The sequence below is a fragment of the Stomatobaculum sp. F0698 genome, assembly GCF_030644385.1.
GTDB lineage: Bacteria > Bacillota > Clostridia > Lachnospirales > Lachnospiraceae > Moryella.
This window is the reverse complement of the sequence record NZ_CP130060.1, coordinates 1307435-1331887: the sequence shown is the minus strand read 5'-3', so window position 1 is coordinate 1331887 and position 24453 is coordinate 1307435. Positions and strand designations below refer to the sequence as shown.

General features: G+C 55.4%; 27 protein-coding genes and 1 other RNA gene. 22 read left to right on the top strand and 6 right to left on the bottom strand.

Annotated elements, in window-relative coordinates; translation table 11 throughout:
- Nucleotides 1–9 precede the first annotated feature (9 nt).
- Nucleotides 10–2472 carry a glycogen/starch/alpha-glucan phosphorylase gene (locus tag QU660_RS06015; protein ID WP_304945642.1) on the top strand — a complete coding sequence of 821 codons (2463 nt, stop codon included), beginning with the start codon at nt 10–12 and terminating at the stop codon, nt 2470–2472.
- Nucleotides 2473–2582: 110 nt separating this feature from the next.
- Here the strand turns inward: QU660_RS06015 and QU660_RS06010 are convergent, their stop codons facing one another.
- Together QU660_RS06010 and ahpC are read right to left on the bottom strand one after the other, a co-directional pair.
- Complete coding sequence (locus QU660_RS06010; protein WP_304945641.1) at nt 2583–4247, bottom strand: FAD-dependent oxidoreductase; 1665 nt, start codon at nt 4245–4247, stop codon at nt 2583–2585.
- A gap of 21 nt (nt 4248–4268) precedes the next feature.
- Entirely contained in the window at nt 4269–4832 is a 564-nt protein-coding gene (gene ahpC, locus QU660_RS06005) for an alkyl hydroperoxide reductase subunit C (protein WP_304945640.1), read from the bottom strand.
- Between the two features lie 239 nt (nt 4833–5071).
- Here ahpC and secG point away from each other — a divergent pair, with 239 nt between their 5' ends.
- The 14 genes from secG to QU660_RS05935 all read left to right on the top strand — a co-directional run bounded on the left by secG (nt 5072) and on the right by QU660_RS05935 (nt 15994).
- Nucleotides 5072–5308, top strand: coding sequence for a preprotein translocase subunit SecG (secG, locus tag QU660_RS06000; protein WP_304945639.1), 237 nt, complete (start codon nt 5072–5074; stop codon nt 5306–5308).
- Between the two features lie 89 nt (nt 5309–5397).
- Nucleotides 5398–7563, top strand: a complete 2166-nt coding sequence (gene rnr / locus QU660_RS05995; protein ID WP_304945638.1) for a ribonuclease R — start codon at nt 5398–5400, stop codon at nt 7561–7563.
- A 19-nt stretch (nt 7564–7582) separates the two neighbouring features.
- Nucleotides 7583–8050, top strand: a complete 468-nt coding sequence (gene smpB / locus QU660_RS05990) for an SsrA-binding protein SmpB (protein WP_304945637.1) — start codon at nt 7583–7585, stop codon at nt 8048–8050.
- 177 nt (nt 8051–8227) lie between these two features.
- Nucleotides 8228–8680 (top strand): hypothetical protein, encoded by a 453-nt coding sequence (locus tag QU660_RS05985; protein ID WP_304945636.1) that lies wholly within the window; start codon nt 8228–8230, stop codon nt 8678–8680.
- Nucleotides 8681–8813: 133 nt separating this feature from the next.
- Nucleotides 8814–9485 (top strand): L-serine ammonia-lyase, iron-sulfur-dependent subunit beta, encoded by a 672-nt coding sequence (gene sdaAB, locus QU660_RS05980; RefSeq protein WP_304945635.1) that lies wholly within the window; start codon nt 8814–8816, stop codon nt 9483–9485.
- Nucleotides 9486–9496: 11 nt separating this feature from the next.
- A complete protein-coding gene (gene sdaAA / locus QU660_RS05975; RefSeq protein WP_304945634.1) occupies nt 9497–10378 on the top strand; it encodes an L-serine ammonia-lyase, iron-sulfur-dependent, subunit alpha in 882 nt (293 codons plus the stop codon).
- A gap of 42 nt (nt 10379–10420) precedes the next feature.
- Nucleotides 10421–11329: a hypothetical protein gene (locus QU660_RS05970; protein ID WP_304945633.1), complete on the top strand. Its 909-nt coding sequence runs from the start codon at nt 10421–10423 to the stop codon at nt 11327–11329.
- Between the two features lie 168 nt (nt 11330–11497).
- On the top strand, nt 11498–12394 hold the full coding sequence (locus QU660_RS05965) for a hypothetical protein (protein WP_304945632.1): 897 nt from the start codon (nt 11498–11500) through the stop codon (nt 12392–12394).
- Between the two features lie 191 nt (nt 12395–12585).
- Entirely contained in the window at nt 12586–13455 is an 870-nt protein-coding gene (locus tag QU660_RS05960; RefSeq protein ID WP_304945631.1) for a hypothetical protein, read from the top strand.
- A gap of 140 nt (nt 13456–13595) precedes the next feature.
- Nucleotides 13596–14051, top strand: coding sequence for a thioredoxin-dependent thiol peroxidase (gene bcp / locus QU660_RS05955; RefSeq protein ID WP_304945630.1), 456 nt, complete (start codon nt 13596–13598; stop codon nt 14049–14051).
- Nucleotides 14048–14812: a peroxide stress protein YaaA gene (yaaA, locus tag QU660_RS05950; protein WP_304945629.1), complete on the top strand. Its 765-nt coding sequence runs from the start codon at nt 14048–14050 to the stop codon at nt 14810–14812. The genes bcp and yaaA overlap by 4 nt, the downstream gene beginning before the upstream one ends.
- A 113-nt stretch (nt 14813–14925) precedes the next feature.
- Nucleotides 14926–15204: a DUF1294 domain-containing protein gene (locus QU660_RS05945; protein ID WP_304945628.1), complete on the top strand. Its 279-nt coding sequence runs from the start codon at nt 14926–14928 to the stop codon at nt 15202–15204.
- A gap of 216 nt (nt 15205–15420) precedes the next feature.
- A complete protein-coding gene (locus QU660_RS05940; RefSeq protein ID WP_304945627.1) occupies nt 15421–15705 on the top strand; it encodes a BrnT family toxin in 285 nt (94 codons plus the stop codon).
- Complete coding sequence (locus tag QU660_RS05935) at nt 15686–15994, top strand: BrnA antitoxin family protein (RefSeq protein ID WP_304945626.1); 309 nt, start codon at nt 15686–15688, stop codon at nt 15992–15994. Before QU660_RS05940 ends, QU660_RS05935 begins: the two co-directional genes overlap by 20 nt.
- 185 nt (nt 15995–16179) lie before the next feature.
- On the opposite strand, the gene QU660_RS05930 is transcribed toward QU660_RS05935, so the two are convergent.
- From QU660_RS05930 to QU660_RS05915, 4 genes are all read right to left on the bottom strand, one after another.
- On the bottom strand, nt 16180–16815 hold the full coding sequence (locus QU660_RS05930) for a Type 1 glutamine amidotransferase-like domain-containing protein (protein ID WP_304945625.1): 636 nt from the start codon (nt 16813–16815) through the stop codon (nt 16180–16182).
- Nucleotides 16816–17404: 589 nt separating this feature from the next.
- Nucleotides 17405–17745, bottom strand: a transfer-messenger RNA (tmRNA) gene (gene ssrA / locus QU660_RS05925).
- Nucleotides 17746–17788: 43 nt separating this feature from the next.
- On the bottom strand, nt 17789–18433 hold the full coding sequence (locus QU660_RS05920; protein WP_304945624.1) for a DUF421 domain-containing protein: 645 nt from the start codon (nt 18431–18433) through the stop codon (nt 17789–17791).
- A 22-nt stretch (nt 18434–18455) separates the two neighbouring features.
- On the bottom strand, nt 18456–18899 hold the full coding sequence (locus QU660_RS05915; protein WP_304945623.1) for a DUF3290 family protein: 444 nt from the start codon (nt 18897–18899) through the stop codon (nt 18456–18458).
- 260 nt (nt 18900–19159) lie between these two features.
- On the opposite strand from QU660_RS05915, the gene QU660_RS05910 reads away from it, so the two are divergent.
- From QU660_RS05910 to fabG, 7 genes are all read left to right on the top strand, one after another.
- A complete protein-coding gene (locus QU660_RS05910; RefSeq protein WP_304945622.1) occupies nt 19160–20332 on the top strand; it encodes an NAD(P)-dependent malic enzyme in 1173 nt (390 codons plus the stop codon).
- Nucleotides 20333–20398: 66 nt separating this feature from the next.
- Nucleotides 20399–20566, top strand: coding sequence for a hypothetical protein (locus QU660_RS05905; RefSeq protein WP_304945621.1), 168 nt, complete (start codon nt 20399–20401; stop codon nt 20564–20566).
- Nucleotides 20567–20575: 9 nt separating this feature from the next.
- Nucleotides 20576–21523 carry a beta-ketoacyl-ACP synthase III gene (locus QU660_RS05900; protein ID WP_304945620.1) on the top strand — a complete coding sequence of 316 codons (948 nt, stop codon included), beginning with the start codon at nt 20576–20578 and terminating at the stop codon, nt 21521–21523.
- A gap of 95 nt (nt 21524–21618) precedes the next feature.
- Nucleotides 21619–21852 (top strand): acyl carrier protein, encoded by a 234-nt coding sequence (gene acpP, locus QU660_RS05895; RefSeq protein ID WP_304945619.1) that lies wholly within the window; start codon nt 21619–21621, stop codon nt 21850–21852.
- Nucleotides 21849–22787 (top strand): enoyl-[acyl-carrier-protein] reductase FabK, encoded by a 939-nt coding sequence (fabK, locus tag QU660_RS05890; protein ID WP_304945618.1) that lies wholly within the window; start codon nt 21849–21851, stop codon nt 22785–22787. The genes acpP and fabK overlap by 4 nt, the downstream gene beginning before the upstream one ends.
- Complete coding sequence (gene fabD / locus QU660_RS05885) at nt 22780–23685, top strand: ACP S-malonyltransferase (protein WP_304945617.1); 906 nt, start codon at nt 22780–22782, stop codon at nt 23683–23685. The genes fabK and fabD overlap by 8 nt, the downstream gene beginning before the upstream one ends.
- Nucleotides 23682–24428 carry a 3-oxoacyl-[acyl-carrier-protein] reductase gene (gene fabG / locus QU660_RS05880; RefSeq protein WP_304945616.1) on the top strand — a complete coding sequence of 249 codons (747 nt, stop codon included), beginning with the start codon at nt 23682–23684 and terminating at the stop codon, nt 24426–24428. The genes fabD and fabG overlap by 4 nt, the downstream gene beginning before the upstream one ends.
- The last annotated feature ends 25 nt before the right edge of the window (nt 24429–24453 follow it).

The following is a 24453-nucleotide window of genomic DNA, read 5'->3' as shown; positions in this document are numbered from 1 at the left end:
GATACAAAGTTGGCAGGAGTTATCAAACGTTTGGATAAAGATACTCTGAAAAAGGAGATCATCAACAACTTAAAAACGCTCTACCGCAAGGATGTCAGCGAAGCAACTTTGCAGATGGTTTATCAGGCGGTTGCCTATGCGGTCAAGGACGATGTGATCGACAACTGGCTTGCGACGCAGAAGGCTTATGACAAGGCGGATGCAAAGCGCGTCTACTATCTCTCGATGGAATTCCTGGTCGGCAGAGCACTCGGCAACACCATGCTCGCACTCAAGGAAGAAGATGTGATTCGCGAGGCGGTCGAGGAACTCGGCTTTGACCTTACGGAGATTGAGGACGAGGAGAGAGATCCGGCGCTCGGAAACGGCGGTCTCGGCCGTCTGGCGGCCTGCTTCCTCGACTCGCTCTCGACCCTCAATTACCCGGCTTACGGCTGCGGCATCCGCTACCACTACGGCATGTTCCGCCAGAAGATCGAGAACGGCTACCAGAAGGAGATTCCGGACGAGTGGTTAAAGGACGGCTATCCCTTTGAGATTAAGCGCGACGAACATGCCTGCGAGGTCAAGTTCGGTGGCTATGTCGCGACCCGCATGGAGAACGGCGAGCCGCGCTTCTACCAGGAGAATTACCAGTCGGTCCGCGCGATTCCCTACGACCTCCCGGTCGTGGGCTACGGCAATCACATTGTAAATACGCTTCGCATCTGGGACGCGGAGGCAATTACGCGCTTCCGCCTGGATTCCTTTGACCGCGGTGACTATCAGAGAGCCGTGGAAGAGCAGAACCTCGCGAGAACCATCTCCGAGGTCCTCTACCCGAACGACAACCACTACTCGGGCAAGGAGCTCCGCTTAAAGCAGCAGTACTTCTTCATCTCCGCTTCGCTGCAGACCGCGGTGAAGAAGTTCCTGCAGACCCACGATGACATCAAGAAGCTCCCGGACTACTGCGTGTTCCAGATGAACGACACCCACCCCACGGTCGCGGTGCCGGAGCTCATGCGCATTCTGATGGACGAACAGGGACTCGGCTGGGAAGAGGCGTGGGAGATTACGAGCAAGGCCTGCGCGTACACGAACCACACCATCATGACCGAGGCACTCGAGAAGTGGCCCATTGAGCTCTTCTCCCGCCTGTTGCCGCGTATCTATCAGATTGTCGAGGAGATTAACCGTCGCTTCCTGCTCGCCATCGAGCACAAGTTCCCGGGCGATCAGGCGAGAAAAGACCGCATGGCCATCATTCACGACGGCCAGGTGCGCATGGCATTCATGGCCTGCGCGGCATCCTTCTCGATTAACGGTGTCGCAAAGATTCACACCGAGATTCTGAAGGAGCAGACACTCCGCGACTTCTACGAGCTCACGCCCGAGAAGTTCAACAATAAGACCAACGGCATCACGCAGCGCCGCTTCCTGCTCCACGCGAACCCGCTGCTTGCCGACTGGATCACGGAGCGCATCGGAGACAAGTGGATCACGGACCTCTCCGAAGTGAAGAAGCTCGGTGTCTATGTGGAAGATGAGAAGAGCCGCCAGGAGTACATGAACATCAAGTACAAGAACAAGCTTCGCCTTGCGAAGTACATTCTGGAGCACAACGGCATTGTCGTGGACCCGCGTTCCATCTTCGATGTTCAGGTAAAGCGCCTGCACGAGTACAAGCGCCAGCTCATGAACATCCTCCATGTCATGTATCTCTACAACAAGATTAAGGATAATCCGAACATGCCGTTCTATCCGCACACCTTTATTTTCGGTGCAAAGGCGGCTGCGGGCTATCACCGTGCAAAGCTCACGATTAAGCTGATCAATGCCGTGGCGGATGTGATTAACAACGACGCTTCGATCAACGGCAAGATCAAGGTGGTCTTCATCGAGGACTACTGCGTCTCGAGCGCGGAGCTCATCTTTGCGGCGGCGGATGTCTCCGAGCAGATTTCGACCGCCAGTAAGGAGGCGTCCGGCACCTCGAACATGAAGTTCATGCTGAACGGCGCACCGACACTCGGTACCATGGACGGCGCAAACATCGAGATCGTGCACGAAGTCGGCGAGGAAAATGCCTTCATTTTCGGCATGTCCGCGGAGGAGGTCATTCAGCTCGAGAAAAACGGCGGTTACAACCCCATGGATATCTTCAATGCCGATCAGGAGATTCGCCGCGTGCTCATGCAGCTCATCAACGGCTACTACTCGCCGGATGATCCGGAGCGCTTCCGCGACATTTATAACTCCCTGCTCACCGGCTCGAACGGAGACCGTCCGGATGTCTACTTCATTTTGAAGGACTTCCGCGCCTATGCCGAGGCACACGAGCGCGTGGACAAGGCGTACGCGGACGAAGAGAACTGGGCAAAGATGTGCCTTAGGAACACCGCGGCGGCAGGCCCCTTCAGCTCCGACCGCACCATCGAGGAGTACGTGAGAGATATCTGGCACTTGAAAAAGGTTCGGGTAGAACTCTGAGTTTTTCGATTACAGAGCAAATAAAAACAGCGTTCCGGTTCGTACCGGGACGCTGTTTTCTTGTGTCCGTAACGCTTGATTTCGCCGGCGTTGCGGGGGCTCCGACTGTTTTATGCGCCGAGCAGGTCGAGAAGCTGGGCGATATCTTTCTTGCCGAATTGCGGCGGCGCATCGTTTATGAGGAAGCAGGGAACGCTCATGACCTCATAGCGATCGCGGAGGGCCGGGAAGCGGTTTAAGTCGTAGACCTCGGTCTTAACGCGCGGGTTCAGGGTTGCAATGCGCTGTGCGCTCGTCACAAGCTCCGGGCACATGGTGCAGGAAAGGCTCACAAAAATCTTGAGGGAAATATCCTTTTGCAGGGCGTCAATGCGGCTTCTCAGCTCATCGGAGACCGCCTGTCCGGGGCTTCCCGCGTTGTAGAGCCCGAGCACAAAGGAGGTGAACTCGTGGCCTCCCGGCACGCCGTGGAAGCAGATTCCCGCGTAGCTTCCGTCTGCGCGGAACACGCGCACATAGGGGAGTTCCGGCTCGCCGTTTACGAGCGGATCCGGCGCGCTCTCTTCTGAGAGGGTCAGCTTATCGCTGAGGGCGGTGAGCGCCTCCAAATAGTGCCTGAGTTCAGAGGAGACCGCGCCCTCGTCGGTGTAGAGCTTTAGCGTAAGTCCCTCGGTGAGCCGCGAAAAGACCGTGTTCAGCTGCTGTATCATTGCGCTGTCAAAGGGGGTATCGCCGCTCTGTACCGCAGCGGCCGCCGGTGAGCTGTCCTGCGCTGTGTGAACCGCGGCGCGCTTGGTCTGAATTTCCGCCTTGACACCGGTTTCTCTCTGCCGTACCGAGATATACTTTTCAAGCTCGGTCGCCGCCGTCGCTCCGTCTCCGGTCGCGGTCACAACCTGGCGGAGATTCTTTTGGCAAACATCGCCCGCGGCATAGATGCCGTCTCGGCTTGTCTTTTGGTTCCGGTCGGTGAGCACATAGCCGTGCTCGTCAAGCTCCGCAAGTCCCGAGAGGAGGCCCGCGGAAGGCGCGTAGCCCGCAAAGACAAAGACGCCGAAGCTGCCGCCGTCCGCCGGACTGAATTCTGTCACTTCCCCGGTCTTCGAGTTTCGGTAGCGAATGCGGCGCAGCAGGCTGTCGCCCGAGACTTCTTCGACCTCGGTGTCATACTTCACCGTGATTTTTTCATGCTGTTTCGCGGGTTCCGCAACCTTTGCGGCGCAGGTAAAATCGGGCTCGCGTATCAGTATGGTCACATGGGACGCATACTTTGTGAGGAACACAGCCTCCTCGGCTGCGGCAAAGCCGCCTCCCACCACAAAGACCTCGCGCCCGGTGAAGAATTCGCCGTCGCAGGTCGCGCAGTAGGCAACGCCGTGGCCCTTATACTCCGCTTCGCCGGGGAAGCCTATCATGCGGGGGTGAGCGCCGGTTGCGAGTATCACACCGTGGGTCAGAAAATCGCCCTTGGCGGTTGAGATGCGGTAAAAGCCCTCCTCTTCGCGGAGGGAGAGAACTTCGGCGAGTAAGAACTCCGCGCCGAATTGTTCCGCCTGCAGGCGCATGCGCTCGGTCAAGGCCTCTCCGCTCATGGGCTCCGCACCCGGGTAGTTTACGACTTCGGCGGTAATCGTAATCTGGCCGCCGAACTTTTCTTTTTCGATGACTAGGACGCGATAGCAGGCTCTCGCAAGATAGAGACCGGCGGTCAGCCCCGCAGGGCCGCCGCCGATAACGATCGCGTCATAGAAAGATGCTCTCTCTGCTGACGTCATGGATATTCCTTTCTCTTTGAATTACAGGGCACCGACGAGATCCAGGCTCGGCTTCAGGGTCTCTGCGCCGGGGGTCCACTTTGCCGGGCAAACCTCATCGCCGTGCTCGCGGACAAACTGGCAAGCCTGCACTTTGCGGAGCAGTTCCTCTGCGTTGCGGCCCACATTGCCCGCGTTGACTTCGTAAGCGACAATCTTGAGATCCGGGTCCACAATGAAGGTGCCGCGCTCCGCGAGACCCGCCTCCGGAATCAGGACCTCAAAGTCGCGTGCCAGCGCCTGGGTCGGGTCTGCGAGCATGGGATAGGTGATCTTAGAAATCTTCTCGGAGTGGTCGTGCCAAGCCTTGTGAACGAAGTGGGTGTCGCAGGAGACCGAGTAGATCTCGCAGCCTGCCTTCTGAAACGCTGCGTAGTTGTTCTCGAGGTCCTCGAGCTCGGTCGGGCAGACAAAGGTGAAGTCCGCCGGGTAGAAGAAGAAGACACTCCACTTGCCGCGGAGATCCTCGCGGTTCACGGTCTTAAAGCTGTTGTTCTGGAATGCCTGTGCGCTGAAATCGCCGATTTCCTTGCCGATAAGAGACATGTGGTTTTCCTCCTTGTAAAAACGGTGAATGTGAATTAGAATGAACTTATAAAGATTAGATGAATGAAATTCATCTTGGCTATAGTTTATCACGGCTCGCTCAAATGTCAATAATAATTCCTATTTTTATTTGAGTGTATACTTCTTGAGAAATCCTTGTCCCGCCGCATCATTTGTGGTATTATATCGGAAAATGTGCCCGCAATCAGGCGAAATGCGGCACAAGCTGGAGGAACGGGATGATTATACTGAACAGAGTTTTATCGATTTTCTTTGTTATTGTCTGCGTGTTTCTCTCCGGTGTCGTTTTGATGCAGGAGGGAAAAGATCAGGGACTCGGTGCAATCGGCGGTATCGCGGATTCTTACTGGGGCAAGATTCGCGGACGCTCGGTGGAGGGAACACTGGAAAAGCTCACGGCAGCTGCGGCGGTGCTGTTCCTCATCCTTGCATTTGCACTGAACTTGATAAAATAAACAGAGAGAGGCTCCCGCAGTAAGCGCGGGGGCTTTTTTTCACGGTATTCGGCCTGTGAAAGCCGGAGAAAGAGGAGAGAATCGGGCGTATGACCCAAGATGAATTGTTAAAGAAGAGAGAGCAGGTATTGCTCAAGCTGATGGAAGATCCCATGTACCAGCCCATGCGCCTGCAGGACATTGCGGTCTTTTTGGATGTGCCGAAATCCAAGCGGAAGGACTTGGAGAGCGCGCTCGATGCGCTTGTTCGGGAGGGGCGTATCCGCGTCTCGAAAAACGGCAAATACGGTAAGTCCGAGAGTCAGGAAAAAGAGGGCGTTTTCGCGGCAAATGCGAAGGGCTTCGGCTTTGTGCGCATCCCGGGCGAGGAGAACGATGTCTTTATTCCCCGCGATAAGACGAGAGGGGCGCTGCAGGGAGATACGGTACGCATACTGATTCCGCGCGGCCAGCAGCTGGAGCGCCGCGAGGGGCGCGTCTTGGAAATTGTGGCGCGCGGCGTGAGCCGTCTGGTGGGTTATTACCGGAGAGAGAACAGAAGCGGCGTGGTATTGCCGGACAATACCCGCTTTGCGGCGGATGTCGTCATACCCGCGGGGGCTTCCCTCGGCGCGCAGACCGGCGAAAAGGTGCTGGTGGAGATTACGGCCTACCCGAAGGAGAGAGGCGAAGATTTAGAGGGGCGTGTATTGGAACGCCTCGGCAAGGCGAGTGCAGTCGGTGTGGATCTCACCTCGATTGTGCGAAGCTTTGAAATTCCGGATACCTTCTCGGAGGAATGTCTCGCGGAAGCGGTGCGCGCGGAGCGGCAGGGCACGGAGGAACTCAGCGGCGAAGTTCCGGGACGGCGCGATTTGAGAGCACTCTGTACCGTGACCATAGACGGCGAGGACTCAAAAGACTTGGACGATGCGATCTCCCTCACCGAACTGGAGAACGGAAACGTACAGCTCGGCGTCCACATCGCGGATGTCAGCGAATATGTGAAAGAGGGCGGCCCCCTGGACCGCGAGGCCTTAAACCGCGGCACGAGCGTATACCTCCCGGACCGCGTGATTCCCATGCTGCCGGTGGAACTCTCGAACGGCATCTGCTCGCTGAATGAGGGCGAGGATCGCTTTGCGCTTTCCTGCCTCATGGAGTTTACGGCAGAGGGAGAGCTTGTGCACAGCGAAATCTGCGAGTCCGTGATTCGCTCCGATTGCCGCCTCACCTACACGACGGTCAACCAGATCATCACGAACCATGAGCCCGAGCTCTGTGAACACTATGCCGAGTTTGTGCCCATGCTGGAGCGCATGGACGTGCTGGCAAGACAGCTTCGCGCCCTGCGCAGCGAGAGAGGCTATATCGACTTCGATTTCCCGGAGAGCAAGGTGATTTTAAGTCCTTCCGGAAAGCCGATTGAGATTCGTGCCTACGAGCGCAACGAGGCAACCCGCCTCATTGAGGACTTCATGCTCGCGGCAAATGAGACCGTTGCGAAAACCTACTGTCTCAAGCACCTTCCGTTTGTGTACCGCGTTCACGAGGCGCCCACCCCGGAGAAGTTACAGCTCTTAAAGACCTTTGTCATGAACTTCGGCTTGAACTTAAAGTTAAAGAACGGCGAGGTGACCCCGCGGGAAATTCAGAAACTCCTGCTCCGCGTCGAGGGCACCGAGGCAGAGGATCTTGTGAGCCGCATGGCGCTGCGCACCATGACTCAGGCCAGCTATTCGGTGGACTGTATCGGTCATTTCGGCCTTGCTTCCCGCTATTACACGCACTTTACCTCCCCGATACGGCGCTATCCGGATCTCCAGATTCACCGCATCATCAAGGAGGATTTGCGCCGCGGTCTCAGCGAAAAGCGGAAGGAGCACTACCGCGCAATCCTGTCCGGTGTTTCGGACCGTGCAAGTCAGACCGAGCGGAGAGCGCAGGAATGTGAGCGCGATGCGGTCAAGTACAAGAAGTGTGAGTACATGGAAGGCCACATCAACGAGATTTACGAGGGTATCATCAGCGGGGTAACGCGCTACGGCATCTACGTGGAATTGAAGAACACCGTGGACGGCATGATACGGGTGTCCGAACTCCGGGACGATCACTATCAGTACAATGAGGAGAAGGCGGAACTTGTGGGCGAGTTTACGAAAAAGCGCTACCGCCTCGGCGAGCCGCTCCGCGTTCGTGTGACCGGGGCAGACCGCCTCATACGCACCGTGGACTTCCTGCCGGAGCCGCCCCTGCCCTCGGCGGACGAGGATTAAGGAAACAGAGAGGAGAGGCATGGGAAAAGAGAGCAAGAAACTCATCGCGAACAATAAGAAAGCCCGCTTCGACTATTTTATTCTGGAGAGTTTTGAGACCGGCATTGAGCTTTTCGGCACAGAGGTCAAATCCCTGCGCCTCGGCCAGTGCTCAATCAAGGAGAGCTGGGTCGATATCAAAAACGGGGAAGTGTTCATCTACGGCATGCACATTAACCCCTATGAGAAGGGAAATATCTTCAACAAGGATCCGCTCCGCGTGCGAAAGCTCCTCATGCACAAGGGGGAGATACGCCGTCTGATCGGAACCATCAAGGAGAAGGGACTCACGCTCGTGCCGCTTGAAGTGTACCTGAAGGGCAGACTGGTGAAAGTCGAGATCGGTCTGGCCCAGGGTAAGAAAAAGTACGATAAGCGCGCGACCATCGCAAAGAACGATGCGAGACGCGAAGTGGAACGAGAGTTCAAAGGCAGCGTGCGCTACTGAGCGCGGCAAAGTGTGTAGACAGTCGTAAAATTCCTGTATACAAGCTTCGGCAAAAAGCTAAAAAAAGCATAAACATTTTTAAGAATCACAAAAAACGCTTGTTTTCTCGTCTTAAGTGGCTATACTTGTCTTCATTGCAGGCGGAATTTTCCGCAGGCATAACTTAAGGAGGATAAAATGATGAGAAAGAATATGGTTCGCGCACTTGTGTTGGCAACGGCTGCTGCGGCAGCACTGGCATTCACCGCTTGCGGTGATAAGAAGGCTGAGGAGACCACCGCAAAGCAGGAGTCTTCGGTCGAGAGCAAGGCAGACGAGTCCAAGAAGGACGAGACCAAGGCTGAGGAGACCAAGAAGGGCGAGACCAAGGCTGAGGAGTCCAAGAAGGACGAGAAGGCTATGGATGCAAAGGAAGGCACCCTGGTCGGCACGCTTGACGAGGTCAAGGACTTCTCCTTCACCGTTACCGATGAGAAGGGCACTTCCTACATGTTCAGCTTTGAGCAGGGCAAGGCTCCGGAAGGACTTTCCGATGTCAAGGCAGGCGACAAGGTCACCGTTACTTACACGGGCACCCTTTCCGAGGTCGATCCGTTCGACGGCACGATTGTCTCTGTCAAGAAGGCTTGAGTTTAATTTGATTGATGAGCGGCTCCGGGAAACCGGAGCCGCTTTTTTCTTATGCGGAAAAATAAGACGCTCTGTGGTACACTGGAAGCGGCGGCAGAATGAACAAAGAACAGAAGCCGCGGGGAGTAAACACATGAATATTTTTAATATTATCGGTCCCGTGATGATAGGTCCTTCCAGTTCTCACACGGCGGGCGCCTGCCGTATCGGGCGGGTCGCAAATAAACTCGCCGGGGATGCGCGCATCATTCGCGCACGCATTCAGCTCTCCGGTTCCTTTGCGCGCACCTACCGGGGACACGGCACGGACAACGCGATTCTGGCCGGCATCCTCGGCTACTACAGCTGGTCGGAGGAACTCCGCGATTCCATGCGCATCGCGGCGGAGAGAGGGCTTTCCTATGAATTTGTACCCGAGGATATTTCGGGTGCACACCCGAACACGGCGCGCATTTACTATGAGTGCGACAACGGCAAAAAAGGCATGGTGGAAGGCGCGAGCATAGGCGGCGGCAACATCCAGATTACCAACATCGACGGCATGGAGGTGAACTTCACCGGCGACAACAACACCCTGCTCATATTGCATCATGACCGCCCGGGTGTCATTGCGGCGGTGACCCAGCTCATGTACGAGAAGTATGCGGATCTGAACATCGGAAACTTCCGCCTGAGTCGCAAGGAGAAGGGCGGCGAAGCCATGATGATGCTGGAACTGGATCAGGCACCGCCGGAAGGCATGATTGAAGATCTGAACAAAATCAAAAATGTGGAGCGCACGGTCTTAATCCGGGCGCTGGGCTGACGGGGGGCGCTATGATTCAATACAATTCAATTCAGGAAATCGTAGAAGCGGCAGAGAAAGCGGGAATCAAGATCAGCGAGCTCTGTTTGAAGGATCAGGCTCTGCAGCTCGGCATCAGCGAGGAAGATCTGTACCGTGAGCTCGAAAAAGACTTTGACGTGATGATTGAGGCGGCGGACTGGGGACAGCAGCCGGGACGCATATCCCGCTCGGGCTTAACCGGCGAAGAGGGCTACCGCATGAAGCAGTATGCCGAGACGAAGGGCGGCTTAACGGGCAGCCTCATGACCAAGGCCATGGCGCGCGCGCTTGCGGTGAGCAACTGTAACGCAGCCATGGGGCGCATTGTCGCGACGCCGACCGCGGGCAGCTGCGGCATTCTGCCGGGCTGTCTGGTGCCGATGTACGAGGACAGAAATTTTTCAAAGCGCGATGTCGTCATGTCCATCTTCACGGCGGGTGCCTTCGGCATGGTCATTGCGACCAATGCCTGCATTGCCGGCGCCCAGGGCGGATGTCAGGCGGAGTGCGGCTCTGCGGCCGGCATGGCGGCGGCTGCGCTGGTGGAACTCATGGGCGGTACGCCCACGCAGTGCGCGGATGCCCTCGGCATGGTCATTGTAAACGAGCTCGGCTTGGTCTGTGACCCGGTCGCGGGTCTGGTTGAAATTCCCTGCATCAAGCGGAACGCGGCAGGCGTGATTCTGGCCTACGCCTGCGCCGATATGGCGCTCGCCGACATCGGCCTAAAGATTCCGGCGGACGAGTGCATACTCGCGATGAAGGAAGTGGGAGATCAGATGCACGAGGGGCTCAAGGAGACCGCGGGCGGCGGCCTTGCGACAACGCCGACCGGAAGAAGATTAAAGGAGCAGGTCTTCGGAAAAGACTGAGACAGAGAACACGAGAAGAAAGCGTTACGACAGGAGGAAGATATGAAAAAATTTGTGACATGGACCCTTGCGCTGAGCCTTGCGCTTCCGCTCGTTGCCTGCGGCGGCGGCAAAAAAACGGAGACGAAGAGCGAGACCGTAGCGGCGAGCGAGACCGTAGCGGCGAGCGAGACGAGCGGCGAGGCAGGAAAGCCCTTTACCATTCAGCCCTTTCAGGCGGTCGATAAGCAGGATTACGGTATCCGTGTCGACGGGTATATGACGGACGCAAACGACAATGGGTTTATTGCCTTCACGCTGCAGAATAAAAGCGAGACAGTATCGTATCGCTTCCTTTTGGATTCCTTCACCGGAGACGGCATACGCCTCTACAGTTCTATCAACAAGGTGGCGGAGCCGGGGCAGGCGGTTGCGGTGCAACTCCCGATCCGGACGAACCCGGACTATAAACTTCAGGATTTCGGCGACCTCGAGTTCCGCTTCCTGGTTCAGGATTCGAAGCTCTCGGTCTATACGCCGGAAAAGGATGAGGTGTTCCACATCTACCCGAACGGAGAAAACAGCAAGGTTCACTACACTTGGAAGGAGAAGGAGGGCGATAAGCTCCTCGATGAGAACGCGTACTTCAAGGCGACAAACACCGGTGTCACGAAGGACAAGTACGGCAATTACGTCCTGAACCTCTATCTCGAGAACCGCTCCGGTAAGCTGATTACCCTGTATATTCAGGGCGGCGCAGTCAATGACACCCCGATTGAAATGAATAACTTCCATGTTGTGGGGGCGGGACAGTCCGCATTTATCCCGATTTTCTGGGATCATTCCTACGTTGAGGACACGAAGGTCGAGGAGATTCAGAATCTGAGCTTCAACCTCTTTGTGGACGAGGGAAATACCTTCGTGCTGTCCGAGCACCCGGCGCTTGAAAAAACCTATACCGTGGAACCGTAAACCGTAAGGCAGTCCTAAGGGGCTGCCTTTTTTATCCGGGAACGGTCAAAGACTTTGGAATAGGCGGAGGTAAAGAGTGTTGCGGGGGGCGATATTGTAAAGTCAGCCCCCGCGTGCTATGCTTTTTCGGTAAAGCGACAGGCATCGCAAAACGGAGGAGACAGAGGGATGAAGAGACGCACGGCACTTGCACTGGCATGTATTTTGGCACTTTCCCTGACGGCTTGCGGCGGCAAGAAAGCGGCCAAAGAGAGCGCAGAGACAACCGAGATGACAGAAACCGCAGAGAGCGGGGCCGGAACCGAGAAGCAGGTGAAAGCCGAATTCCGCATCACTCCGTTTCAGGCCGTGGACAGGGAAGACTACGGCGTAAAAATCGTCAACTACGGAAATCTAGGCGAGGACCAGGAATACCTGCAGCTCACGCTGCAAAATAAGAGTGAGGACAAGAGCTATGTCTTTGTGTTAATGAACCTGGAGGGCGACGGCATTGTGCTCAGAACGAGCGGAATCAGCGAGACCGTAGAGCCCGGACAGGAAAAGCAGGTCAATCTGATGTTCCAAAAGAACAGCACGTATAGCCTTAAGAGTTTCGGCGATTTGACCTTCCGCTTTGCGATTCGGGATAGCAATGCGCAGAATCAGAAGGGGGAGACCGATGTGTTCCACATTTACCCCTACGGCGAGAACCGGGATGTGAAGTATGTCTTTACGCCGAATGATAGCTACAAGCAGCTCGATGACAATGAGATTTTTGAAGCGGGTGTGACAGAGTGTAAGCAGGATCAATTCGGTAACGAGAATGTGTTTTTCTATCTCCGGAATAAGACAAACAAGCGGCTCTATATCAACAGCGAAAAGGGGAGCGTGAACGGACAGACGCGTAGCACAACGCAGTACTTTGAGGTGGGACCGGGGCAGTCACTGTTCGGCTTTATCACGTATCAGGATCTCACGATGCCGGAGGCGGAGATTAAGGAGCTGCAGTTCAATCTGCGGGCGCAGGATGTCGACAATCTTGCGGGCGGACCGCTCTTAGATAAGAACTATACCGTCACGCCGTGACTAGGCAGATAATAGCCGAACGAAAAAAGGCAGTCCGATGGGGCTGCCTTTTTCGTTTGAAATAAAGACCATGGTTTGGGCAAAGTGCTCGGAAAACACAGAATTAAGGAGCGGATATTGTAAAGTATTTTGCGGCATGCTATGCTTTTCGAAGAAGCGAGGAAGCCTTGCAAAACGGAGGAGACAGACAGATGAAGAAACGCACGGTACTTGCACTGGCATGCATCTTGGCACTTTCCATGGCGGCTTGCGGCAACAAGCAGGGCGGACAGGGGGGCGGCTCGAAAACGGAGAGCGAAGCGAAGAGAGTTCCGAAAGTTGAGCCCTATACCGCGGTGGACAAAGAAGATTACGCGATTCAAGTGGACGGCATAGAGGTCGATGAGGACGGCTACTATTCGATTCAGCTGACCTTTGAGAATAAGAGTAAAGACAAGGAGTTTAATTTCTCTCTGGACTCGCTGAGCGGCGACGGCATACGCCTCGACTCCTTCATCGGCTGCGATGTTGCGGCCGGCAAGAAATCCAAAGAGACCATAGATCTGCCTTACTCCGAATACTATGACATGCGGGATTTCGGAGAGCTTGAACTCGGTTTTTCCGTCGGCGAGCGAGGCTACTCCGCAGCTCATCCGAAGGAACAGGAGAGCTTTCGCATCTACCCCTACGGGGAGAACAGCGGCGTGAAGTTCGAGCGGAAAGTCGGTAAAGATGAAAAGGTTCTCACGGAGAACGAAAACTTCCGCGTGACGCAGCTCGGCGGTGCCTTCGATGACAGAGGCCGCTACGTGCTGACCCTCTTTATCGAGAACAAGAGCGATAAGGATTTGCGCTATGAGGCGGAAAAAATTTCCATCAACGACTACATGGTGGATACCTCTATGACCGGTGACTTAAAGCCCGGAGAGAGCGGCTTTGCGGAACTCCGCTGGAGTAAGCGCAGACTCGAAGAGAGCCAGATTACCGAGGTCAAAGAGATCGAGTTTACCCTCCGCGTGATAGACCGTGAACACCCCATCGACGCGCCCCTGTTCCGGGAGGTCTTGACGGTGACCCCGTAAGGCGGGAGGGGATACAGGAAAGCAAGGAAAAGGAAGAGGTAGCCCGAGGGCTGCCTCTTTTTTGGCGGAGATTGACAAGGGGCACCGATAGCTAGGATAATGATGCGGAATCAAAGTATCCTAAGCGAAAGGAGAACATCATGTTAGCAGTCGGAACCAAGGCACCCGATTTTACCCTGCCGGATCAGAACGGAGAGCTGCGAAAGCTCTCGGACTACCGGGGACAGAAAGTCATTCTTTATTTTTACCCGAAGGATATGACGCCGGGTTGCACCAAGCAGGCCTGCGGCTTTGCGGAGCTCTACCCGCAGTTCCGTGAGCGGGGCGCGGTGGTGCTCGGCATCAGCAAGGACTCCGTGGCCTCTCACAAAAAGTTTGAGGAGAAGTACGGCCTGCCCTTTACCCTCCTCGCGGATCCGGAAAAAGAGGTCATTCAGCGCTACGATGTCTGGAAGGAAAAGAAGCTCTACGGCAAGGTCTCTATGGGTGTCGTGCGTACGACCTACCTCATTGACGAAGAGGGCATCATTGTGAAGGCGGACGATAAGGTGAAGGCCGCGGAGAACCCGGCGAAGATGCTCGGAGAGCTCGCGTGAAGCTGATTATCTCTCCCGCAAAGAAGATGCGGGTCAATACGGACAGCCTAGCCGCGGAGCGACTGCCGCAGTACATTGACGAGGCGGAGCGCCTGAAACTTTGGATTCAGAGTCTCTCGTATGCGGAGCAGAAGGCGCTTTGGGGCTGCAACGATAAAATCGCGGCGGAGAACGCCGCGCGCTTTGCGGCCATGAACCTGCGGGAAGGCGGTACGCCCGCCATCCTGGCCTACGAGGGCATCCAGTATCAGTACATGGCACCGGCCGTCTTTGAGGAAACGGCGCTCCGCTATGTGGAGGAGAAGCTCCGCATTTTGTCGGGCTTTTACGGCGTGCTGCGCCCCATGGACGCGGTCACACCCTATCGCCTTGAAATGCAGGCAAAGGCAGCCGTCGCAGGTCACAAGAACCTCTACGCCTTCTGGGGGGATAAGCTGTACCGCGCGGTGCGGGATGAGAGCGGCGTCATCATCAACCTCGCCTCGAAGGAGTATTCGAAGGCAATCGAGGCGTATTTACAGCCGGAGGATTGTTTCGTTACCTGTGTGTTCGGAGAACTTTTAGATGGCAAGGTCGTGCAGAAGGGCGTTTATGCGAAGATGGCGCGCGGGGAGATGGTGCGCTATCTCGCGGAGATAGGCGCGGAGAGTCAGGAGGAACTGAAAGGCTTTTCGCGGAGCGGCTATGCCTTCCGGGAGGAGCTCTCCACCGAGACAAGCTATGTCTTCGCGCGGGAACCCGGTACTTACGAGGAAGTTTGATTCCGGGCAGCATACGCAGGGCCCTGAAAAAGGCCCGGAAAAGCACTTGGCGAAACAGTTGGCGAAGCGTCGGTAAGTTTAGGAGAAAAGACTGAGGACAGGAGGGGAGCGGCATGCACTTGAACACGGAACAGAGCGTATTTCTCATCTGGACAGCGGCGGTGAGCCTTATCAGTTTTCTGCTCTTTGGCTTTGACAAGGAAAAATCCCGCCGCCATGCCTGGCGCATTTCGGAGCGCACGCTCTTACTCAGCGCCTTCCTCGGCGGCGCGCCGGGCGCACTTTTCGGCATGAATTTCTTTCGACATAAGACGCAGAAGCTGAAGTTTCGCATACTGGTGCCGCTGGCCCTGTTACTTTGGGGCTGGATTGCATACAAAGTGTTTCGGTAAACAAATAGGACAGCACATAAATTGTGCTGTCCTATTTTTGTAATTTGCGGCGGTTAGAATTTGAGGGTAAACGATAGGGGAGTATGATAGGTGTGAGACACGATTACGGCCCTCCGATTCGTTCTGTGGTTTTGACAGGCTGAATTTTGCTGTATGATTAGTTTGTATTGCAAAATGTGTTACATTTTGACATAATATAGAAAACGGAGGAAATCCATGCTTTTTGAATGGGACGAAAGCAAAGAAAAGAGAAACATTGTGAAGCATGGGCTAGATTTCAGTACCGCCGCGCTCATCTTTAATGATGTAAACCGCTTGGAGTGGTTTGACGAACGACATTCAGAACATGAAGACCGCTATATCACGATAGGAGAAATAGGCGGAACTGCCGTGGTTGTTATGGTTGTATACACAGAACGGCTCGAAGTCATCCGGTTGATATCGGCAAGAAAAGCGACAAATGAAGAAAGGAGAGCCTACCATGATTCAAAGAGAGATTGACATAAAGAAACCTCTGACCGAAAAGCAGAAGGATATGTTGAAAGCACTGGAAGAGCGTCCGTTGACGCCGGATGAAACGTGTCGGGAGCTAACTGCGGAAGAGCTGTCGTGTTTTCGGCGTGTAGCGGAACAGAAGCGGAAAGAGCGGTGCAAACAGACTGTCACCCTCAGGCTTTCTCCGGAAGCGCTGAAAAAGGCAAAGATGCTCGGCAAAGGCTACACATCTGTTCTAAGCCGTATACTGGAAGAAGCGCTGGATAGCCCTGAGACGATTCGCCACAATCTGTAAAGAATCGTGCTTAAAAAGTCCCCTTTTTACCGGATGCCGTTGGTAAGAAGGGGACTTTTCACACGCCCGGGGCGAGGTCTGATTGTATTCTCAGCAAAGCTGTTTTGCCTTGTCCTGTAAATGAGCAGGTGTGCCTTCGTAGCTGTTGTGATAGGGCTGCATAGATTGCATGCGTTCTAACGGCGTCATAGAGAGCTCCCTTCAGGGCTTGTTTCGCGCAGTATGGTATACCCCCGATCGTTAACCAGGACGGCTTCGTGATTGTTGAGCGGAATCAATTTCAACGAATTCCGGTAGCGCTCCAGGGTCTCGCGGGAGCTCGTTTCGAAGGGGTATTCCCCGATATGCGGGAGAACGGAGTGGTCAAATACATTGAGGGCCGTGTAATCCATAAGATCGGGCGCAACGGTTTTGTCGTCCATAATCTGATTGTATTCAATATCGGGTGAGGCGATGATTGCGCCTGCGGATTCGCCGATATAGAACATGCCCTCCCGGATGCGGCGCGCAAGAAGCTCTGTGAGATGCTTCTTTTTTAATTCCTGCAAGAGATAAAAGGTATTGCCGCCGGAGATGCAGACACAGGCTGCGCGCTCCAGCTCCTGTATCAGCACGGGTTCTTCGACCTTGGCAATATCGAGCATATGCAGCTGATAGCCTAATTCCTCCAACATCGCAATGCCCTCGTCAATAAAACCGGTATACGGCTCCACATTTCCGGCTGTGGGAATAAACGTAATTGTCTTGGAAGACAGTTTGGAAAGATAGTTCGCCGTGATTGTTTTTGTTCCGGCAAGATAGGATACAAGCAGCAGTTCCATTTTAAATCCTCCTTACCGCCGGGGGCGGTCTTCATTCGGAGTAGCGGCGTTGTCCTCATCCGCTAACACTTCGTGCTCTTTGCCCTCCCCTGCATTTAGGGCAGCGATACCGCGGCGCAGGTGGGCCTCGTTGCGCTTGATAAGGCGCGGAAAGACTGAAGGACGGAAATAAAAAGAGCCCGATCAACTGGACTGATTTGACAGCGCAGGCAGTTGTCGGGTTCCTCACAGGGCTCATTCTACTAATCATCGACAAGCTCTGGAAGTAAGAGCTGGGGGCGAAAGCCCCCTCCTCTTTAATAAGAATATCACACTTTCATTCTAAAAAACAGATGAACATTGAAGTTATTATCGTAATCGCTATAGTCGCGGGGTTGCTCGGACGGGTCGCTTACCGTGCGTGGAGGAACAGCAGATGGTACGAAATCTGCAAGTGAAAAGGGGACGCAATCACGCCCTCTATTTCGTGTTGCATGAGTACTCTGCTACAGTACCTTTTTGCACTGTCACAGTACCTTTTTGGCTATCATAAAGCAAAGAGAAAGTGCACATCCGCACCGTTTCCGGCGTAGATGTGCACTCTTTTTGGTGATGGAGATGACGGGAGTCGAACCCGTGTCCAAAAACCGATTCCCCGTTCTTCTACTATCATAGTCAGCTCTTTGACATTCCCTCTGCCGCGCGGGAGCGGACGCCCTCACGGTTTCGGTAGCTTCATATTACGCCCTTACGTGCAAAGCTTAACGCAAGTCGTTTCTCACAAAGTCGACGCCCGGGTCCCAAAGTGTGAGTGCTCTGGGTCGGACGGCAAGCCCTTAGGCTGCGTATGCTAAATTTTCGTTAGCGTTTGTATTTAAGTTTGCCGTTTAACGCACCGCATGCGGATAGCTTCACCGGCTGCACGGTCCCTGTCGAAACCGGTACATCCCCGAATAGGCTATCATTATAGCAGATTTTGAAGCCGCAAACAAGCTTAAGCTGCGGTGACCAGGAGTTTACCCTCGCGGTATTCGACAAGGAAGAGGCGGCTCAGGTCTTTGTGACCGAGTTTTGCGAGGCTCTCCGTGAGCCACGCTTCATCCTTGCCGATCAACTCCAGAATGTCACTTTGAATCTGGCCGTCGGTAATCAGCGGATACTTCGGGTTCTCCTCGCCGTAAGGAATCATGAGAAACCGACCGTCCTGTTCCACGACAACGCGCTGCAAATCCTCCACGTAGTAATATCCCGCTGCGCGAAGCTTAAAGGAGAGATCATGCGCGGTGAGACCCACGCGGCGGCAGTTCTTGACGCTCAGTTTTCCGTGATTGACAATGACCAGGGGCTGTCCGTCGAGGAGTTGTCCGACCGTGTGGTTATTGGTCTTAATCCACTTGAGGCTTAAAATCACGATGCACCAGATGAGCAGAATCAAGATGTACTGCAAAATGGTGATAGCGCTGTTATAGATGGTACCGCCGATCACACCACCGAGTACATAGTTCTGAATCTGATCGCTTGCGTTCGAGGGGGCAAGATTTCCCTTGCCGCTGATATTAATGACAAGGGAGAGGGAGAGCAGGCCGATTAACAGCTTGACCGCAACAAGGAAATAGAAATTGTTAAAGATAGACAGCATAGTATACTCCTCTGAAATGAAATTATTCTCGGATAAATTCCGGTTCCGTGCCGATCAGTTCCATGGGTTCCAGATTGCAGGTCGTGTCATTTACATTAAGGACGCGATAGTACGTACCCTTGGCAAAGATAATCGGGTTGCCGGAAAACTCGGTCGCATTGAGATAAACCTCTTCCGCAGGCACATTCAGTTCCTTTGCAATGCGTTCCACCGAATGAATTGCCAGAGTGACCTTCTGGCCGTTTGCCTGCAACTCCCGGTAGCGGTTCACTTGCAGGAGCGCCATGACAATCAGTAATAGGAGCGCAATCAGCGCGGGTTCGCGGTGGCGGGAACTCTGTTTGTCTTTAAAATAGCGTAGCCCGTTTACCAGTAAAATCAGAAACAAAATGGCCGCAATAATGAGTTGCACGCGGTTCATGCCGACATTGCGTCGCAGCAAAAACTCATAGGAATAAAATTTCATGGAATACCTCCGTGGCAGTGTCCTGCCGGACTCAATAATCAGAGAGATTCTATCACAGCCCTCCGATTGTTGACAGCAAAATCGTAAGCGGAGTAGTGTATTCAATTGAATTAAGAAAAGCTTAATCCGAGAAAGCTGCCGAACGGCGTGGCTGCGTGTCGCCCGCCCCTGCTTATTCTTGAAAAGACTTGTTATTTTGTGTATGATTTCTCCATACGGGTTTGTGTCTTTGCCCGTCATTGTAGAGACAGGAGGATAGCATGAACTACGCAGAGGAATCACTGAAGAAGCATTACGAGTGGAAGGGTAAAATCAAGGTTGTAACGGATATTCCGGTTAAGACCTCGGAGGATTTATCGCTCGCATACACCCCGGGTGTTGCCGAGCCTTGCCTTGAGATTCAGAAGGATGTGAACAAGTCCTACGAGCTCACGCGCCGCTGGAATCTGTGCGCGGTTGTGACGGACGGCACCGCAGTTCTCGGACTCGGCGACATCGGCCCGGAGGCAGGTATGCCGGTCATGGAGGGCAAGTGCGTGCTCTTCAAGGCGTTCGGCGATGTCGATGCCTTCCCGCTCTGTGTGAAGTCCAAGGACGTGGATGAGATTGTCAACACGATTTATCTGCTCTCCGGTTCCTTCGGCGGTGTGAATCTCGAGGACATTGCGGCGCCGCGCTGCTTTGAAATCGAGCGCAAGCTGAAGGAGAAGTGCGATATTCCGATCTTCCACGACGATCAGCACGGAACGGCAATCGTTGTTCTCTCCGGTCTCATCAATGCACTGAAGGTGGTGGGCAAGGACAAGGAAGAGGTCAAGGTGGTCGTGAACGGACCGGGCAGCGCGGGCATCGCAGTCTCGAAGCTGCTGCTTTCCTATGGCTTTAAGAACTTAACGCTCTGCAACCGCGAAGGCATCATGAACGAGAACTCGAAGGATCTCAACTGGGCGCAGAAGGAGATGCTCGAGGTCACGAATCTCGATCGTAAGACCGGCACCTTGAAGGATGCGCTGGTCGGCGCGGACATCTTCCTCGGCTTCTCAGGCCCGAACATGGTCACGGAGGAGATGGTGAGAAGCATGAACAAGGATGCCATCATCTTTGCCTGCGCGAACCCGACCCCGGAGATTTTCCCGGATGAGGCAAAGAAGGGCGGCGCGAGAGTCATCTCGACCGGCAGATCGGACTTCCCGAACCAGATTAACAACGTGCTGGTGTTCCCGGGACTGTTCCGCGGTGCCTTCGATGTCCGCGCAAAGGATATCAACGAGGAGATGAAGATGGCGGCGGCGGTCGCAATCGCAAACCTGATTGCGGACGATGAAGTCAGCGAGGACAACATCATCCCGAAGGCTTTCGATCCGCGCGTTAAGGACGCTGTTTCCAAGGCAGTTGCCGAAGCGGCGAGACGCACGGGTGTCGCGAGAATCTGAAGCGCGAAATAACGGAGTAGGCAGAGACGGGCAAACAGGGCAAATTGATAGAAAGAAGGAAGCACAATGGCAAAACACACCATTCTGTACGGCTGCGGCCACATTGCACCGGCGGAGGTTGAGGGAACGGAATACGAACAGCAGGAGAAGCTTGACTACCTGAAGATTTGCGGACGCTGCCCCGCCTGCGAAAAAGAATACAGAAGCGCACATCCGTCGCTTCGGGAAGCGTAAGGCGCTGCGATGAGATTGTGGATTTCCGGCACGGGTTCCGCCCTGCCGAAGAAAGTTGTGACGAACGATGACCTCGCAAAGGTCATCGATACGAGTGACGAGTGGATTTTTGCACGCACCGGTATACACCAACGCCATGTCGCGGATGAGACCGAGACCATAGAGAAGCTGGGGGCCGCTGCTGCGGAAAAAGCGCTCGAGATGGCGGGGGTCTCCGCAGAGGAAATCGGTCTGATTGTGTTCGGCACCTGCACGGACGGCAATGTGACGCCGAGCGCGGCCTGCCAGGTGCAGGCGCTGATCGGCGCGATGAACGCGGTCGCCTTCGATATCAACGCGGCCTGCTCCGGCTTCCTCTACTCCCTCCGGACGGCGGAAGGCCTCTTAAAGACAGGCCTCGCAACGAAGGCGCTGGTCATTGGCGGCGACCTTGTGACCCGCTACTTGGACTGGCAGGACAGAACCACCTGCGTGCTCTTCGGAGATGCGGTCGGCGCCGTGGTGCTCGAGACGACCGAGGATGAGTCGAAGGGCGATATCCTCGGTTCCGCGCTCGGCGCGGACGGCGTGAAGGGACATAACCTCACCGGTCGCACGGACCCGGACGACCATTTCCTCTCCATGAACGGGCAGGAGGTGTTCCGCTTTGCGGTACGCACCGTTCCGCTCTGCATTGAAGAGGCGCTTCAAAACGCAGGCGTCGACAAGAAGGATGTGAGCGCCTATGTCCTGCACCAGGCAAATTCGCGCATCATCGAGGCGGTCGCCAAGTACCTCGGCGAGCCGCTCGACAAGTTCCCGATGAACCTCTCCGATACGGCAAATACCTCGGCGGGAAGCATCCCGACCCTTTTTGACCGACTGAACCGCGAGGGCCGCTTCAAACGGGGCGATATCCTTGTGCTCTCGGGTTTCGGCGGCGGCCTCACCTGGGGCGCAACGGTGATACGCTATTGACGTAACGCAGAGAATCGGTTAAAAAAAGAAAGAAGCAAGATTGACAAAGAAACGGCAAGTGTTCATTAACTTGCGCACAAAAAAAGGAGATTACCATGTTTGAAAAGGTTAAGCAGATGATTGCAGAGCAGCTCAGCGCAGATGAGAGCACCCTCACCGAGGAGACTTCCTTCAAGGATGATCTCGGCGCAGACTCCCTGGATCTGTTCCAGCTGGTCATGGCTATGGAGGACGAGTTCAAGGTTGAGATTCCGAGCGAGGATCTTGAGAAGCTCGCTACGGTCGGCGACGTCATGAAGTACCTCAAGGACAAGGGCGTCGAAGAATGAAAACAAGAGTGACGGAGCTCCTCGGCATACGCTATCCCATCCTGCAGGGCGGGATGGCGTGGGTCGCCGAGCAGCATCTCGCGGCGGCGGTGAGTGAGGCCGGAGGCCTGGGCCTCATCGGCGGAGCGAGCGCACCCGGAGAAGTGATTCGTGATATGCTCCGTGACGCAAAGCGCCTCACTTCGGCGCAGGTCGGTGTCAATGTCATGCTGATGTCTCCCCACGCGGACGATGTTGCGCGGGTGGTCATCGAAGAGGGCGTCAAGGTTGTTACGACCGGCGCGGGCATGCCGACCAAGTACATGGAGGACTGGAAGAAGGCCGGTGTCAAGGTCATTCCGGTGGTCGCTTCGGTCGCGCAGGCGCGCATGATGGAGCGCCTCGGTGCCGACGCTGTGGTCGCGGAGGGCACAGAGTCCGGCGGTCACATCGGTGAGGCAACGACCATGTGTCTGCTGCCGCAGGTGGTCGATGCCGTGAGCATTCCGGTGATCGGCGCGGGCGGTATTGCGGACGGCAGAGGTATGATGGCGGCATTTATGCTCGGCGCGGAAGCCGTGCAAATCGGCACGCGCTTTGTCGCGAGTACCGAAGCTGTGGTAAGCGATGCATATAAGAACCGCATCGTGAAGTCGAAGGACATTGACAGCGCCGTGACCGGCAGAACGCACGGACACCCGGTGCGGAGCCTACGGAACGATATGACGCGCGAGTACGCGCGCCTTGAGGCCGAGGGCAAGAGCTTTGAGGAGCTCGAGTACCTGACCCTGGGCTCGCTCCGCAAGGCCGTACAGGAAGGCGATGTCATTCACGGCACCGTCATGGCAGGTCAGATTGCGGGTCTCATCCGGGACGTGAAACCCTGCCGTGAGATTATTGAGGATATGATGCGCGAGTGTCAGACGCTTGCGAGAAAGGCGGCGGACTTTGTCTAAAAAGGCATTTTTGTTTCCCGGACAGGGCGCTCAGAAGGTCGGCATGGGGCAGAGCTTTTACGAAGCGGATGCCGATGCGCGCGCAGTCTTCGACGAGGCGTCGGAACTGCTCGGCTACGACATGAAGGCACTCTGTTTTGAGGAAAACGAGAAGCTGAATTTGACGCAGTACACCCAACCCGCCATGGTGACAACGGGAATTGCCATCATGAAGGTCGTTGAGAAGCAGGGACTCCTGCCGGATACGGCGGCGGGCTTAAGTCTCGGCGAATACGAGGCGCTATACGCGGCGGGCGCGCTCTCCGTGACGGATGCAATCCGTGTGGTTGCGCGGCGCGGCGAACTCATGGAAGCGGCGGTTCCGGCGGGCGTCGGCGCCATGGCGGCGGTGCTCGGCGCGGAGGCAAGTCTCATCGAAGAGACGCTTTCCGAGATTCCCGAAGTCTGGATTGCGAACTACAACTGCCCGGGGCAGATTGTCATTTCGGGTAAGAAAGAGGCGGTCGAGGCTGCGGCGGAGGCACTGAAGGCGCGCGGCATTAAGCGCGTGCTCATGCTGAACGTGAGCGGTCCCTTCCACTCCGGTCTTCTGAGAGAAGCCGGCGAGGAACTGGGCAAGGTGCTCGCGGAGACGGAAATTCACCCGCTTCGCATTCCCTACTATGCGAATGTGACGGGCGATATCGTGGAAGATGCGGCGAAGGTCAGAGGACTTCTGACCGAGCAGGTCTACAGCTCGGTGCGCTTTGAGCAGAGCATACGCAATATGCTATCGGCGGGCGTGGATACCTTCTATGAACTGGGACCCGGCAAGACGCTTGCGGGCTTTGTAAAGAAGATTGACAGAGAGGCAACGGTCGTAAACATCGAGACCATGGAGGATCTGGCTAAGATATGAGCAATTTGAGCGGTAAGGTAGCGCTGGTCACCGGCGCATCGCGCGGCATCGGCAGAGCCATTGCCGTGCGCCTCGCCTCTCTCGGCGCTGTGGTGGCGTTAAACTACAACGGCTCCGAGGCAAAGGCCGAGGAAGTGCGCGCAGAGATCGAGGCTGCGGGCGGCAAGGCGTTTTTGATTCAGGCGAATGTCGCGGATGCGGCGGCGGTGCAGCATATGTTTGAGGAAATCTTCGCGCGAGAGGACAGACTCGACATACTCGTGAACAACGCGGGCATCACCCGCGATGCTCTCCTGATCGGCATGAAGGAAGCGCAGTTTGACGAGGTCTTGCAGACCAACTTATACGGCGCTTATTACTGTATGCAGCAGGCGGCGAAGAAGATGCTGCGCCAAAAGAGCGGTCGCATCATCAACATCTCCTCATACTCGGGCCTTCACGGCAATGCGGGGCAGATGAATTATTCCGCAGCGAAGGCGGGTCTGGTCGGCATGACCAAGACGGCTGCGCGTGAGCTCGGTAGCAGAGGCATTACCGTAAATGCCGTCGCACCGGGATTTATTGACACCGACATGACGGCGGTGCTCAGTGACAAGTCAAAAGATGCCATTCTCTCGGGTGTCCCGCTGGGACGCATGGGGAGCGCGGACGATATTGCGTCTGCGGTCGTCTTCCTCGCGGGGGACGAGGCTTCCTATATCACCGGACAGGTTCTGTCCGTAGACGGCGGACTCTCTATCTAAGAGCTTCCGCCGTTCTTTGAAACCA

Bases quoted from the DNA above. Each gene is read 5' to 3' on its own strand.
- smpB (WP_304945637.1), top strand. From the start codon at position 7,583: ATGGGAAAAGAGAGCAAGAAACTCATCGCGAACAATAAGAAAGCCCGC.
- QU660_RS05960 (WP_304945631.1), top strand. From the start codon at position 12,586: ATGAAGAAACGCACGGTACTTGCACTGGCATGCATCTTGGCACTTTCC.
- QU660_RS05910 (WP_304945622.1), top strand. From the start codon at position 19,160: ATGAACTACGCAGAGGAATCACTGAAGAAGCATTACGAGTGGAAGGGT.
- sdaAA (WP_304945634.1), top strand. From the start codon at position 9,497: ATGATTCAATACAATTCAATTCAGGAAATCGTAGAAGCGGCAGAGAAA.
- QU660_RS05905 (WP_304945621.1), top strand. From the start codon at position 20,399: ATGGCAAAACACACCATTCTGTACGGCTGCGGCCACATTGCACCGGCG.
- QU660_RS05945 (WP_304945628.1), top strand. From the start codon at position 14,926: ATGCACTTGAACACGGAACAGAGCGTATTTCTCATCTGGACAGCGGCG.
- ahpC (WP_304945640.1), bottom strand. From the start codon at position 4,832: ATGTCTCTTATCGGCAAGGAAATCGGCGATTTCAGCGCACAGGCATTC.
- acpP (WP_304945619.1), top strand. From the start codon at position 21,619: ATGTTTGAAAAGGTTAAGCAGATGATTGCAGAGCAGCTCAGCGCAGAT.
- QU660_RS05965 (WP_304945632.1), top strand. From the start codon at position 11,498: ATGAAGAGACGCACGGCACTTGCACTGGCATGTATTTTGGCACTTTCC.
- fabK (WP_304945618.1), top strand. From the start codon at position 21,849: ATGAAAACAAGAGTGACGGAGCTCCTCGGCATACGCTATCCCATCCTG.
- secG (WP_304945639.1), top strand. From the start codon at position 5,072: ATGATTATACTGAACAGAGTTTTATCGATTTTCTTTGTTATTGTCTGC.
- QU660_RS05900 (WP_304945620.1), top strand. From the start codon at position 20,576: ATGAGATTGTGGATTTCCGGCACGGGTTCCGCCCTGCCGAAGAAAGTT.
- QU660_RS05935 (WP_304945626.1), top strand. From the start codon at position 15,686: ATGATTCAAAGAGAGATTGACATAAAGAAACCTCTGACCGAAAAGCAG.
- fabG (WP_304945616.1), top strand. From the start codon at position 23,682: ATGAGCAATTTGAGCGGTAAGGTAGCGCTGGTCACCGGCGCATCGCGC.
- QU660_RS05915 (WP_304945623.1), bottom strand. From the start codon at position 18,899: ATGAAATTTTATTCCTATGAGTTTTTGCTGCGACGCAATGTCGGCATG.
- QU660_RS05940 (WP_304945627.1), top strand. From the start codon at position 15,421: ATGCTTTTTGAATGGGACGAAAGCAAAGAAAAGAGAAACATTGTGAAG.
- sdaAB (WP_304945635.1), top strand. From the start codon at position 8,814: ATGAATATTTTTAATATTATCGGTCCCGTGATGATAGGTCCTTCCAGT.
- QU660_RS05930 (WP_304945625.1), bottom strand. From the start codon at position 16,815: ATGGAACTGCTGCTTGTATCCTATCTTGCCGGAACAAAAACAATCACG.
- QU660_RS05920 (WP_304945624.1), bottom strand. From the start codon at position 18,433: ATGCTGTCTATCTTTAACAATTTCTATTTCCTTGTTGCGGTCAAGCTG.
- QU660_RS05970 (WP_304945633.1), top strand. From the start codon at position 10,421: ATGAAAAAATTTGTGACATGGACCCTTGCGCTGAGCCTTGCGCTTCCG.
- QU660_RS05985 (WP_304945636.1), top strand. From the start codon at position 8,228: ATGATGAGAAAGAATATGGTTCGCGCACTTGTGTTGGCAACGGCTGCT.
- bcp (WP_304945630.1), top strand. From the start codon at position 13,596: ATGTTAGCAGTCGGAACCAAGGCACCCGATTTTACCCTGCCGGATCAG.
- rnr (WP_304945638.1), top strand. From the start codon at position 5,398: ATGACCCAAGATGAATTGTTAAAGAAGAGAGAGCAGGTATTGCTCAAG.
- QU660_RS06010 (WP_304945641.1), bottom strand. From the start codon at position 4,247: ATGACGTCAGCAGAGAGAGCATCTTTCTATGACGCGATCGTTATCGGC.